The sequence below is a fragment of the Parachlamydiales bacterium genome, from assembly GCA_041671045.1.
GTDB lineage: Bacteria > Chlamydiota > Chlamydiia > Chlamydiales > JABDDJ01 > JABDDJ01.
This window is the reverse complement of sequence record JBAZCF010000012.1, coordinates 30,637-46,183: the sequence shown is the minus strand read 5'-3', so window position 1 is coordinate 46,183 and position 15,547 is coordinate 30,637. Positions and strand designations below refer to the sequence as shown.

Annotated in this window: 2 protein-coding genes; both read right to left on the bottom strand. The window is 40.7% G+C overall.

Annotation, left to right across the window (positions count from 1 at the left end; genetic code table 11):
- A complete protein-coding gene (locus WC222_11370; GenBank protein ID MFA6916989.1) occupies positions 1 to 14,481 on the bottom strand; it encodes a putative molybdenum carrier protein in 14,481 nt (4,826 codons plus the stop codon).
- The gene (locus WC222_11365) at positions 14,481 to 15,545 is read right to left on the bottom strand and encodes a hypothetical protein (protein MFA6916988.1); all 1,065 of its coding nucleotides are present in this window, start codon (positions 15,543 to 15,545) and stop codon (positions 14,481 to 14,483) included. Before WC222_11365 ends, WC222_11370 begins: the two co-directional genes overlap by 1 nt.
- Between the last annotated feature and the right edge of the window lie 2 nt (positions 15,546 to 15,547).

The following is a 15,547-nucleotide window of genomic DNA, read 5'->3' as shown; positions in this document are numbered from 1 at the left end:
CTATTTTTGTCCTGGAGTTCTATATACAGGTTTTCCCGGTACTAAGGTACTACTATTTTTACTTTTTTTCTTTTCTTTTTCCAATTCCAAATATCTTTCAGGCAATTCAGGCTTTTCCTCCTTCATCCATTCCGGCAAGTCCTTTTGTTTTTTACCTTGAACTTCCTCTATAGTAGTGATTGTCTTTTTTACATTATACCACATACTTCCACCAGGTGTTACTTTTAATAGTTTATTCCATGCCTTTACTTCACTTTCCATTCCATATGGAGGTTCATTACTTTGGTATCTGGCTTTCATGTAAGCATCGTCATTGCCGAATTCCCCTGCCATCCATAGAGAAGTAAGATATGCGGCATTACAAACGTCTAACGCATATTTAAATGCCGCCACAGGCGTTTCCATCCAATACTTCCAATTGGATGCAGAAAAATAAAACAACACATCACCGGTAAGTCTCTGCAGAATCATCTGGCTAAAAAACTTCCACACGACAGGATTTATTCCCAGTGGTGCTTTATCCTCGTCGTCGTCATCACCTTTGCCAAAGAATGGTCCCCACATTAATGCGGCGGTCATGGCCAGTAGTCCTACCTGGCGATAAAATGTTTTGAAATTCGCCCTTTCAGTCGGATCCATATCGCTAAACTTGATATGCCCTTCTTTGGCGTAACGATAGTAAAGTTTTCCCATTACCAACAGGTCCCGGTCGGACATCTCATTATATTTGGACGGAAATTTCTTTCCGGTAATATGTTCATAATCTTTATCGATCTGTTGTTTCTTTCCTTTACTGATAAGATAATTATAGACAAAGACATTCATGGTAGTTATGCCGGATTTGATATAGCCGCGTTTAAAGACACCATTACGGTCTATATATCCACTTCCAAATTGGGTGAGTACATAAGCGGGTATCCACCGGCGGAACTGGAAGAAAAACCGGTTCCAGGTATTGTGTGCTCCGATGGCGATATTTTTCTCTCCATAATCTCCCGTAATTTCCCGTATCTTGTCTTCGACGATCCGTTTAAATTGCGGGTTCATGGGTGTATATTCATTCAGGTCAGTACGACGTAAGGCATTCAACTGTTTTCTTTCCAATGTACCGGCCAGGATAATACCATGATTAAAGGTCTCTACCAGATCGGTAAAAATAAAGGAAAACCCTATAACTTTACGCCATAACGAACTCCAGTATTCCAATCCATGTTCCTGGGTGACGTCGACAATTTTAAGATCATGCATAATACGCCGGGTTGACCAGTAATGTTGGGTCATCCAGGCAACACCTTTGATATATTTTGGCAACCCCATCCTGATGGCAGCGCCGGTCTGTCCTACAAAGAAGTTCATGGTCTGTGCGACAAGGTTAAACGACAAGCTTTTCAATGCCGTCAGGGTCATTAATTGATTGGCAGCCTGGTCGAAAAATCCTATATCGTCCGGTTTACCGTAAAGTCGCATGTCCACAAATTTTTTGATATATTTGCGAATATGTTTCAATTCAGGGTTGCCAGGTCGTCCTTCCGTACCACGACCATACAATTCGGAATCGATATAATCATAGAAAGGAATCACATCTTCCATAAGACTTTTCTTTATCATGGAAGACATATGAGACATCATAACAGCATTATCGTGATGGTTACGCATTTTAACATAATGATCCTTGGAGTCGTGTTTTACGATAATTCTCTTACGTGAGAATTCTTGTTGTGACGAAGATTGTGCCTGAAAACTATTCTTCGCCGCATTATAATACGTTTCCAATTCTTTTATATTGCCGGTCTTGATATCATAGTCACGTTTGTAATCGACAAATGTCACCATTTTTGGCGGGGATTCTTCATCTGTGTTAATATCGATATATTGACGATCCCATGGTTCAGGTTTTAAAAGTTTCCTCAGTTTAAGATTATGAAAACCGCCATGCCATAATGCCTGTGTCTTAGTCATATTGGCCATGGGCATAGTGATCAATGGCACATTGCCACGGTTTTGCGGATTGGGGTCGTTGGCAATTTGTTTATGTAACGGATGGTACTTGGCATAAAAGTCATAGACGGCATGGACATACCTGGCCTCCCGAGAACCAATACCGAATTTTTTCTCTGCCACATCAGGCAACATCAGGTAAGGTATATTTTTATAACCCCAGGTAACGAGTTTTTTAATGTCTACCTTTTTGGACAAATGGATCATCTCGTCTACCATTTTCATAGTCAGACGATCCACTTCATCGCCTTTTTCACGGATCATGTTCTGCATTAACTGTACCGGTTTGAAATTGTCCGGCATAAACCGGTCGGTCATAACCAGCCGCATCAATGGATTGGACTTATATAAGTCCTGTGTTACGGCAGTCCCTTTGGTAAATTCATACAATAAAACGGTTGCCAATTTGTACCCATGGTTACCGGGTCGGTTTTCCCTGCGTATCTCGGTCAACATGGCATGTTTAAACAGTTGCTTTATCATATAGTTATGAATCAGGATTCCCAAAGGAGAGTTGTAATCTCTGGACTGTGATTCATACTTTTTGATGTCTTCATATTCGAAACTGGCCAATCGTTCTAATGTTTTGATCTCTTCCAGTATTTTCATGGCCGGATCATCCTTCAATGCAGCCTTTTTATAGCCGGGACCAATGTCTCCGGGCCGACCTTCCTCATTGACAAAATGAGACAAAGCGGTGAACAGATCCATTTTGGCCACTTCCTGTTCTGAAAATCCGAGTTCGACAAGATGTTCTTTAATCAAAAAGTGTCCCTTACCCAATATGCGTGAAGCCGAATCTTCCGATATGTTCGCCAGGGTCTCTCCTGACATTACGTTAAGACTGGATTGCAGTTCCGCCATGGCTGTCCTTTGGTTGTCAAGAGCAACATCGCTATATCCTTCATACCGGACATCCTCATCATGTTCATAACCATTTTGGATATCATTTTGCATGATCCGGTTTTTCATAATGATCCGGTCGGTCGCATCGGTATGCTTTGCATAATTGGTATCAATAGGTTTTTCAAATTCTACCTTGCTGATCTTACCGTTTTTGTCCAGTTCATAATAAACAGGTTGTATGATCCCTTGTTTGACTTTCTTTCCCATTTTAGCAAGGATACGTCCATAGAGATTGACTTGTATCTTGTGATGGTTTTGCTTATTGTCCTTAATATTTTCAAAAGGACTGATATATCGGCGGACATTGATAGCATGGGTATAATCATCCGACAAGGTTTCCCCGTCCTCGTTCCAGACCCGTTTGTCCGAAGTCTTGAAATCAATGACGGTAATCCCGTCTTCCGATACAATTTGTTTATCGACATGTCCGGCAATGAAATCCTCTTCGCTTGCAATAAGTTGTTCTGCCAGTTCCGGATCACCGTTTGGATTGAGTATCTTAAACTGCTCTTCTGTGGTCTTGGTAAAGTCTTCCAGGACTCCTTTGGCAAACATACGGGAATATTCCTTTGGAACAGGTTGCCCCGCTCTTAATGCTTGTAATGAAGCGTGGATGGCATTTCCGATTTCCGGACTTCTTGCCCATTTGTTCATCAAATCCGTCTTACGCTTTTCTACATCCTCTGCAGACCATGCTGGCAGGTTTTTTTCCGCCCGTTCCTTAATTTCTTTTTGAACGGAATAGTTTACCTGCATCCCCGGATCAAAAAGAACCTGATGTAAGGACCCCTCCAGTTGTGTTACGGACACTAAGATAGTCTTTCCGTCAGAAGCAATATATCGGTGTTTTTCTTCATCGAAGTCTATTCCGGTAGTTTCATCTTTCATGAACCGAATGGCATTAAGACTTTCTGAGACAGGAATAACACCGTCTTTGTTATGCCAAATATTTTTAGCCATGATCATGGCCACATCGCCGCGATCCACCTGTCCGAAAGCATTTTTAACTTCAATCCAGAACTGTTTTAAAAGTTCTTGGAATTTCTCCCAGTTGCTCCCGTCTTTCATGACCTGTGCATATTCTGTCCCGGCCTGACCTATGGCAATGACTGCATCCTCCTCAGTGCCGAACATCTCCAGTAATTTCTTTTTGATAGGATTGCTGTTGGGTAACATGGCCCAATAAATATGAGCATGTTCATGGAAGAAGGTGGACTGTACTGCCCGTTCCGGGTCGATCCACACGGCACCACGGAAAGTCATTCCAATGGTATTCAAACTCACATCCGATAAGGAACCGAAAGAATCTATAACAAACTTGTCAAAATCTGTACGACTGGAAAATATCTTTACACCGGGAAATAGTTTGGCAAAATGTGAAACGATATAATCCTGCAGTTCCGGGTCGGCATTGGCATACAGTTCACCAAGAGGACTGATGGAAGAATGTTGCCGGGGTTTATTGAAGTCTTCTATGATCTCTATTTTGAAACCGTCAGCCATTTGGACTGCATATGCATCCATGTAAGGATACTTGACATTAATGGCATCGACAAGGTTTGAAAGGCGTTGGTCATTGGGAAAGACACGTTTTATCTTTTTAGGTTTGTCATCTATGGTGACCCATCGGTCGAGTTTAAATTCATCCCGGACAGATTGTACCGATGGCCATATTTCCATCATCTGTTTTGGTTGTTCACCAAATGCCTTTATAATGACTTGTCGTGTGAATTCCTGAATACCTGGTTGTGAAGTCTCTCTATGTCCGGCAATGTTCAGTACTTCAATACTGTTGCGTTTTACAAAGTCTTTTAACTGTTGTGCGGCATCTTCAATATTATGAGTTGTAATAACCAATACTGGTTTATATCCAACATCACTGGACTTGTTATTTCCATACTGCCAATTATGAGTCTGGGCATAACCGATAGTTTTTCCTGTTCCAACACTTTGTCCCCATAATATTGCTATTGTTCCACCGGAATCATCAACGTTCTTCATGGTACGTTCGGGATAATCAGTACCTTCTGTTTCTTTTAACCCATATTCAGTACCAAGTTCTGGTTTGTTTCCTTCGGAAGTTTTAAATCCTTTTGGAATCCAACCACCCGTTTCGATACCTAAATCTTTCGCTCCTTGAAGTCCGCCACGATCTCCACCGATCTGCCCACCTGATATGATTTTTTTAGGTCTTATTACTTCCGGTTTATTTTTTGTTTCACCAGGAGTGCCACGATTGACAATGTCGGTCAGGAACTCGACAAAGTCCTTCTCACCTGCCATCTTTACCAATTCATTATATGCCTCCCTTACTTCGGGTCTTCCTGGGATATTTACAGTTTCATTGACAATTTTCATAATGTCTGTATTCGACATCTTTTCCTTTTGTGCATTCTGTATCTTTACCAGTAAATCCTCTGCAATCTTTCTTTTCAAATTCACATCAAAAGGATATCGATTCCAATCCCACTTTGTCTTGCCGAACAATTTTTTCAATTCAAACTTAAAGATATTGCCATACCGGTTCTGGTCTGCAGAACTGTCCGTCACAATTAAATCCCTCAACGGTTCCATAATTTTATCCATTTCAATCATGAATTCCACCGGGAAAAGTTTTGAATAGTTACCGCCCCAACTGCTTACCGTGATACCATATTCATGCATGGAATAAAGCACAACACTTTGCTTAACCGTTAGAGGCAATGCATTGAAATCTTCATGGATCCTCTCCAGGTCTTCCTTTGAAATATCGGACTTTTTATAGTTAGAAAGTATTTCTATTCGGCTGGTATTCTCTTTGGTATCGATACGGACCTGTAATAAAGCAAGGAATTTGTTATTCGTAATATCACCTTCTATGGCTTTTACAACGTCATTGTAAAGTTGTTTTACCGTCCTGCCATTGTCCATGGCAAGGATAGAATAAAGTTTATTGAAAAACTTGTAGAAAGCCGACACATATTCGTCCTGGCGAATGTTCTTCCCATGACTCTGGGTTCCACTGACATCTAATGCATCCTGTTCTTCAGACACCTGTTCAGTCAAAAACACCTCATTCATAACCTTTTTAAAGAAAGGACTCCACTGGGTCGCTTCACTATAGACAAGTTTTGCGGCCTGTTCATAAGACACCTGTGCACCTTTTAAGAATACGGATATGTTACCGCCTGGGAATGCATTGCCAACATCGATATTCTTAAGGTCATTGTCTTTTATCCGGTTATAGGCTTCGTCTACTTTGGCAAATTCTTCGGCACTCGGCGGGATTTCGCGTGAGATATCGATGAAAGTAGTGAGTTGATTGACATCTTTGTTAAGATAATAAAGATTTTTTAACTCATTGACCGAGTCTTTGCCAAACTGATGTTGCAATGCTTTCCAGGTGTCTTTTATGGTTTTCTGACTGTCGGAACGTTTTCTGGTACGTTCCAGTCTAATAAATTCCTGTCCTATCCCACTGTTGAAGTATTCACTGATTTGTTTTATCCGTTCAATAATCGCCGTTTCCTGTTGAGTCTTGGACATTTCATCCATGCTTTTATCACTTACCAGTGCAGTTACAAACATACCGGCAGTAATCTCGTTAAATCCTAAAAACTCTATCTTCGGGTCCTTGGCGTTGTCCAATGCAAGATTTAACAGATTACCGATATGGTGTTTTAAAAGACTGAACTTATCTGTTGAGAAACCAGTTATTTTCACTTTGCCAAAAACAGATGTTTTCTTTAAGGTTATATTCAGTCGTTTTATAAAATCGTAAGTCGTATTGAGTTTTGCCGTTATGCTGATCACTTTTCCGCCAACGACATTTTGCTTGCGGGTATTTACATTATCGATAAAATTATTGTGTTTGTACAAACTGGCCTTGTCCTGCGCCTTTTTAATAATAGCATCATACTTGTCTTTGCTGATCTGTTCGCGTATCCTGTCAAAGTTTCTTACATTCCTGTATTCGTCCAATACAAGCATCATAGATTGGTTTAGCATTCCGGTAACAGAAGTGTCATTGATAACGATATGACCGTCCTTGGCCTTTACAAACGATTCACAATAACGCATGTCACCATCGTTGTCACTGCCGGCAATACTTTGCGATTCCGAGTCGGTCATGATAACATTCCCTGCATCACGAAGTTTCATCCTGGCCCGGGCAAGGGTATGCGAATGCAGGTCGTCAGCCGGTACACGGGTAACCATGACAGGTTCTCCAGGGATATAATATAATCCATTTTCCTGTTCTATTTCCCATGCATTGACAATTTGTATCCCGTCTTGATTCTCACTCATCAAGTCGACAAGTTTATTCTGCCGGATATACGTTATGGCATCTTCCAGTTTTGTAAAAGAAGGCGAATCGGACATGTACCGGACACCTTTTATGTTACAGGCGATCTCTGCCAACAAAACATGTTTGCCATCTGCGGTCTTCCGTGGCGGTCTTAATGGTACATCACCCACGGGTATCTCCTGCAAGGCAACACGATTTACACGGCGTTCCAATGCTTTCCTTCCTATATATGAGGCTTTGATACCATTCAATAAACTCTCAAAATACGGATTGGGTTTGCGTACATTACCGCCTTTTTTCACATAGTCATACAGTTCCGGCAGTTGTTCCTGGTCGACTTCCTCCAGTAACATATCACGCAATCCTTGGTCGGTCATACCATCCATTTCTGCAGTCACTTTGGTCACTACCTGTTCCTGTATCTTATTCCAAAGTTCGGTTATCTGCTCTGCATTGGTAAGATTGATAAAGTTCCCGATAGTCTGTATGGATTGTTTCTTGAATTCCGGTATGATATCATGACGGAGATCCTGCTGAATGAAAAAATTGCTGTTTGGCCGGTCGAATACTTGTAACTTTCCTTCTATCCCAATAAATTCATCATCTTTAAAAACATTATTAACTGGCCCATCGGCAAATTTAGTTCCACTATCTATAAATGATAATGTTTCAGCCCCAGAATCAATCATCATTTTATGAATCTTTTCAAATATTTTTCCTGGTGTGGCATCGGCAATTTCATCGATAATAACAAGGTTGGTTTTGGTCAGTCCCCGGTCTCCATTGTTTTTAACAATAGAATAAAGCGATTTCACGCTGTTAAGTTTGCTGAATTCTTCCACCCGGGCAAAGATACTTCCCATGGATATCTCCATTTTATCAGCAAAGTCACGGGTCATGAATTGGATACCATCCATTGTTTCGAATGGCTTTTTTAATCCAAGCTTCTCTTGTATTTTTGTACTTACCGGGTTGTTTAGAATTGCATGTTTTTGGTTTAATCCTATTCCACCATCGATATACATGTCAGGAACGTAACCCGGCGAGTTACTGCTTCCGGCACGTTTGACCATAAGGTTCATATCCTTATATTGTTCTATCCTTCCATGAAAGATAAGGTCACTGTAATGTTTGTTAATAGCATAGTTAAATACAAAACTCCTGGCGAATTGACGAATCACATTTATAGGCGTGGTTGCGTTAAAACCAAAAGCACTTGAATTACCATTGATAATGGCAATAAGTTCTTCTGCTGTCGCCTTAAGTTCTTCTTCGGTTGCCATAAGTTTGAGTATGTCGGATTTTCCTTCATACTTTTTCAACAGTTCCAGGTAAGTCCTCCTGGCTTCAGCATACTTTGGCGTTTCAATGTCATATATCTGTCCTTTATCACCAAACTGTCCTATGAAATGACGGTATGCCTTATCTCCGGTATGAAACAGTAATAACTGGGATAAAATATAGTCTTCATCGGAAAGGTCGTCGGCAAGGATATTATTGTTAGTAGATTTATTCGATACCCCATCAAACTTGCCCAGTTGTATTTCACCGGACTGTTCATGGTGTTTCAGGATAGGATTGTCCTGATAAAATGCATGGGCAAGTTTTTCTTTCACATTACGTGCGGAAATAACAATGTCGCTCAACTGTTCAAAACTGGTTTTGCGGTCACCTTTGATATTGTTATAGAACAAAGCGACATGTTGAGAATCCATAGTGGAATTCACCAGTTTGACAATATTGCTGTTTACTCCTTTAATATTAGGTGTGACAAGGAAATAATCAATAGCGCCTTTTATATAAGTTCCATTTCCACCTTTTGTATAAGCAATGTTACCTTCCTGTAAATAATAGATAATAGAAGCAACACCTTCCGTCTTACCATCTTTGCCAGCCATAAACTCTTTTTCATTGGAAGAATTAAAATAATACCGCCAGATATTTTCGTGTATACCAGTGATTTTGGAAAGGAACTCACTGTAAAGACTGATCAGTTCGGCACGCATCTGCTTTTCATCACCACGGTACTTATTCCGTATGATTGCTTCTTTAGAATTTTTATTTCCACGTCCTACATAATCCGTCACAAGTGTAGATAATGCCTTTTCATTGTCGGTCTTAATATCGCCATATATCAAAGTCTCCAGTGTAGTCTTGATTATTTTAGACCAGTCATGTGTCCGGTCATTCTGATTGGAATTGAGTATCTGGAATTTATCGCCAAATTTAGTGCTGGACTGATGAATGTAAAAAGTCGGCATCAAGGTAAGCCCTGAATAGAAATTCTTCAACGATACCATCTCTTCAAAAGTAATGACATTATCATCCAGTAAGACTTTTGCCAGTTCAGGATTGACTGGTTTGATATTATTGATAATATGGTAATAGACACTGTTTTCATTTTTGAATGATTCCAAAAATGCTTTATCCTGGCAAAGATTATAGATCTCCCGTTCCGGTTCCAATATGCCGTTGTCCAACATAACTGACCACATTCCGGAAAACACTTTGCGAAGAGCCCTGATCTTCTCGTCTGAAGAGGTGTACCATGCCTCTGCAGAGAACTTATTAAATTTATTCCGGAACTGGTTATATCCTTTCTCTAAATCATTAATGACGCCCAAAGCATTTAAAAGTGTGTCGGCAAACATGTCCACGTACATCAAGAATCTTTTGGGATATCCTGCATCCACAATCAACTTTCCAATAGTCTTTATCAGTTCCGCCCCGGTTATAGCCGGTATCCTGATCAATACTTCAGCGCCGATCTTTAATAGGTCGGCAAAAATGCTGTCCCGTATATCATTGGGGATAATACCAAGATTCAAATCCTGATCGCCTTTGATCTTGAACAGACCTTTAAAACTTTGTCCAAGATGATCGAGCGCTTTGTTGATCTCATCGACCTCTCCTTTCATTTTCTTTTTGTATGCAGAAGGTTCTTCCTCAACACGACTGGCTACTTCTTTTGCAGTCTCTTCCAGTATTTTTTGCGTTCCAGTCTTTTCAGTTACTACCTCAAAGGTTACTCCTTCCCCATGACGTTCCGTTATAACCAGTCTTGGTTTCAATCCTTCTTTGATTGCTTTGACAATAGCATTATCGGTTTCACTCCTGTATGGTATACCGCCAATACTCTGTCCATTAACTACGGCAGTCAACAAATGATCATACCCTTCCGGGTGAACGGAAGACTTGTATGCAAGTTCTTCTTTGGTAAAATCTTTTCTTTCTTTATAACTAATCTCAACGACATCTCCTTCTTTTACATTCTTTCTTGTATTGAGAATCTTTTCATTACGAGATTGTTTAAGTCCGGCACCCCGAAGTTGGTCTGATCCTACCGGTAAATGGACATACCCTTGTTCTTCAGCGGAGTCTATTGTTTTTTGTCTGACAGACCTTTGTTCCTTACTAATATCCGGCAAGGTTTTTTCCAATTCCGCTTTTTCGGTTTTGGCCTTGGTAATACGTTCTTCGAGAATCTTTGCCCCGGCAATACTGGCCGCGTCCGTTTGGCCAGACTGTGCCGCAAGATTATGTTCATCATATTCGATTTGACTGGTGAGTTCACTGATCTTACGATTATGTTCATTGCGAAGTTTCTTGGCATCGGCAAGTTTCTGCTTTGCCTGTTCAATATCGGTAGGCGTTTCTTCTACACTGGTCTCTTCGGGAACGGACGGTATTTCTTCTGATACGTTCCCCGACGTTTCTTCTTTCGATTCGCCCCCCAGTTGCTCTTCTGTAACATCTGTCCGTACACCTTCGCTTTTTCGTCCATTCCTTTTAGTCCGAGATTTCTGGCTTTTCGCATTAGTTTCTTCCTTAACTTTTCTGGCATCTTGGGTAAATTTTATATGTGAAGCAATATTATTGGAAAGATTTGCCATTTCATCCAGGGTCACCTTGTCATCCATGGTCGACACCTGTTGATATTTATCCACAATAGCATTAAGGTTTTGGGATATAACCGACTGGACATCCTCGATTTGTTTGGTGGTATTCTGTCTTGCGGGATTGTTACGCAACGCATGTAACTGACGGTATGTCTGGGTCAGTCCGTCAAAAGCCGTTTTCATCGCCGGTTTTTCTACCGGCACACCTTTTTCAATGGAAGACATTACATTTAAGTGTTGCGGATCTATAAGTTTTGTCAGGTCATTAACCGTCCCGGAAGTCTTTTGTAATTCCTCGATATTTTGATCTGCAAGATTTTCTTTTACTCTTTTAGTCCTATCCCTTCTATAATTCACCAGATTTTTCTCAACATCATCGGCCTGTTGCCGGACTTCTTTGGCAAGTTTGCTATCTTTTGCTGCGTCAAGTATTTCTGCAGTATAGTTCAGCCTGGCTTTTTTTGCGATGGCATTAATTTCAATGTCTTCAACATCTCTGGAACGAAGTTCTGTTTCAATTTTTTTCTTTGCCGTTTTCTCCCTGGTATCAATATTGCCTTCCTTTTCAAAACTATCCAATACATTATATGCCGTTGCCAGTGTTTCGATGTCATATTTGCCCGGGTCACTGGCAATATCTTTGGCCTGATACTTGGCAAGAAAAGAAGTGGCAAAATTTGCCCCTGCCGTGGCCTGTGTTGCACTCTTGACTTTCGCACGAGTGGATTTAATACTTTCTGTATAAACCTGTCCTAAATGACCTCCCATGCCAAAAATAAGACCCATGCCAAAAGTCTGTGTGAAAAAATGAAACGAATCATCAACAGAACCAAATTGTTGTTGGAACTGTTCTTTGAAATCACTCTTGTTTTCCGTGTCACGATACAGTTGCCATGTAGTCTGGTTGAATTCCTCTCCAAATTCACCGAAACCCCTACCGATAAGGTCGGCGCTTTTTCTCGGAACAAGTTTTCCGGTAGTCTGTACTTTTTTTTGCAGAAGTTTCATGAACTTACCGGAATTCTTGCCGAATACCGCTTTTACAATTCCAGGCATGGGAATGGCACGGACTGCAGAGGACCCGACAGCACCGAATGCTCCGGACTGAAAATCGGCTTCGCTTCTTATCTGGTCATTGCCAGAAAAAATCATCCCGCCAAGTTTATACTCGGCACCCATCTCTGCCATTTCTGCACCGAGAAGTTTTGCACCTTTTACAATTTTATTTGCCTTGCTTACACTGTTGGCCAGTTTCACTCCGCGAACCATATTAGCAAAAGGCACCAATGCTTTTACACCGGCAAAAGCAACGTTTCCTATGGCCATAGGCAATAGAATGCCAAGAGTAGGGCCGACCATATTTCCGATATCTTCACTACTCCAATGCTTTACATCTGCTTTATCTTGTATCACCTTATTGGCGGTATTGTTTAAATACTTGTCAATGCCGGATTCGGTCAATGCGGAGTTCAACGCCTGTGCCTGTTGGGAAACTGTTTGGCTGACAGCCTGCATGTGCGGACTGTAGGTCTGTTCGATTTTTAAAACAATGTTACCCAAAGGATACTCACGGCTGAATGCTTTATCTGCCTGACGTTTTAACCATCCCTGGTCAGGATCCACTTTATTGCCGGTAAGGTATTCTTTTGGTAATTCATCCAGCAATAATGCAGGGGCAATAGTTCTAATCTTCGCTTCAACACCGTCGGGACCATATAACTGTTCAAGTTTTGCATTATTCTTAAAATTGGATGCGAGGTTAACCATATTGTCCCTGAAAGCCGACTGTCCCAGGCGAAGGTCATCCATGAGTTGCTGTTGTTGCGTGACCAACGTCTGGAAATAAAAGTTTAGAGCTTCCCGAGGGGTGACATTGGGAATAAGGTCTGCAAATTTTATCAGTTCCGATTCATATTGTTTCGAAAGGTCATTGACTTGTTCTTCCTGTGATTTATATATAGTGGTTTTTAACTGTTGATAACCCAGTATTTCATTTTGCAGTTCCATTCTTTTCTGCAAATCGGGTTCTGATGAAACTTGTTGTGTTTTCTGATCGATTATCTTATCGAGTATTCCGATATAACCGGACTTGTGTGCCTGTATTTCACTGCGGATTTTGCCACGTTTTTCTGATAGTTCTTTTCTTTTCTCTTCCAGGGTCTGCAAAGTCGATTTCTTCCCTGTCATTGAAGCTTCAGGTGGATGATCCTTTTCATACTGAATGGCCTCTTTATTTTTTCTCACCTGTTCATCGATATCCTGAAGTTTCAGGACGAATTCAAACTGATCCTGTCCTTCCGGCGGAAGATATTGTTTAAGTATAGGAGCACGGTAACGATACACATCATTCATCCCCTGAACGGGATCTTTGGTGTAATCCTTCTGTACCATTTCACCATGATCCTTTATGGTCTTACGTGCTATGTTGTAAAGTTCTACCGGTTGTTTGTAAGATTTATCCAGTCTTGTTTTGTAAAGTTTTAAATCATTTACCTGTGATCTTAATTTGAACACTTCATCATTGCCGGGTTGTTCGGTTACCATAGGTATTCCTTCAGGACTGATCTGTACCGCATTACTTTTCGGTGCGGATATTTCCAGTTTTCTTATCTGATCTTCTTTTTCTTTTATCTGTTTGTCGAATTCACCGATATAAGTCTTATACACATCTTCGTTCTGGCTTAAAACAAAATTTACTTGTTGTTGCCATGGATCAACAATACCAAACTGGTCGTTAAATTTTTTCTCAACTTCATCTATGACTGGGATCATATTAGGACTGGACACTCTTTTCTCATCCAGATCCTGGAATGAATTGGCATCCTTATGTTTTACATAAACTTTTCCGGTCTGTGGATTACGTATATAAGTGAAGTTCCCTTCAGTAATAGATTGTTCTTTTGGTTTTTCTTCCTGTTGTTCTACGGGTTGTTCTGAAACGGGTTGCTCGGCAGGTTTTTTCGTCTGGCCTTTTGTCCATTCCGGTAAAGGTTGTTCTACAGATTTCTCTTGTCTTCCTTCGGAGACTTTCACAAATCCCGCACCACTCCTGGCACGTTTGTATGTATTATGTTTGGAAAGTTCTTCATTCGGCCATCCTTTCTTTTTAAGGTTGGTATAAGAATAAATCTTCCCTTCTATTTCAAAATAAATTTCACCATCCTGTTGTGGCTGTTCTGATTGTCCGGCAGGTACTACAGTCCCATCTTCGGCATAGTCTTCCATAACCGGTAATGTATTCACCAGATTGGTCACGGCATTATGGTGCCCGTGCTGCAAAAGATACTTGACTTTTGAACGGTATCGTGCCGGAATAATGGCATGGTCTCCGTTTTCGTTACGGAGTATCAACTCTGACTTCTCTGCTTCTATAGGAATATTCTGCTTCATTATTTTACAATACTTTCACCGTAAATCTCATTGTATAACCTTTGAATATCGGCATTTTTTTGCAAGACATCAGTAACCGATACGATTACTTTTCCGTAGATTGGGTTTTTAGTCAAATCTATTGGATTATCTTTTGTCACAGGGACACCATAAAATGCATTAACAGGCCCGCCATGATATTTAATTTCCGTATCGGGATAGAGTTTATCCAGTCCGTTATATACTTGTAATCTTCGGTATGTTTCTTCTTCAGCAGGATAGGTAATACCAAGTTCAGCATATCTTCCTTTGTAAGAATCATTTGCTTTTTTAAGTCCTAATATGGAACGTTCTATAGGATTTAATGATTGCCCAATGATTTCCTTATCAAGAACATGACCAATATTGGCTTTGCCGACGGGAACTTTTGCTTTTGTCGGATCTTTAGGTTTACCACTAAAATCCGGATGTGTGGCTGTACCTAATTTTGACTCTTGTATCAATACTGCCAATGCTTCATAAGGATCAACGCCATATTTTTTTGAAAACCTGAATGTTTCTTTGATCAATTCCGGATCAAACGACTTCACACCCGGAATGGAAAATAGATCGGCATTTGGTCTTATTGGTTGATTTGTTGCAGGATTGATAGTACGGGTATCGGGTATCTCCAGTAATCTGGCCTGTTGTTCTTCCCATCCCTTTTTAATTTGGGCATGCCGGGTACGTTCCCAGGTCTGGTCTTCAATATTTTCCAAACGTTGCGGATCATATATAACTGAATTAGGTATTTGAATATCAGATTTAGTCGTTGGCATTGTTAATCGTTCGTGTGTTGCCGTTGCTCCTATCGAAATGTATTCTTTCTTTTTAGGAACATATAATCCGTATGCGGCATGGATTTCCTTGCCGGAAGAATGTTTAAAAGATACTCCTTGCAGTCCTATCTGGACATCGACTCCGCCTTGTTCATGTGTAGGCATGTCTTTCAAGTCTTTCACAATAGTCCATTTTGTCTTGCCGATATTTTTTGACGTGGAAAGCCCAACTGACGCATAAACCTTTTTTGCAGAACACTTTGCCATAT

Excerpts from the sequence above, each read along its gene's own strand:
- WC222_11370 (MFA6916989.1), bottom strand. The coding sequence starts at position 14,481 with ATGAAGCAGAATATTCCTATAGAAGCAGAGAAGTCAGAGTTGATACTC.
- WC222_11365 (MFA6916988.1), bottom strand. The coding sequence starts at position 15,545 with ATGGCAAAGTGTTCTGCAAAAAAGGTTTATGCGTCAGTTGGGCTTTCC.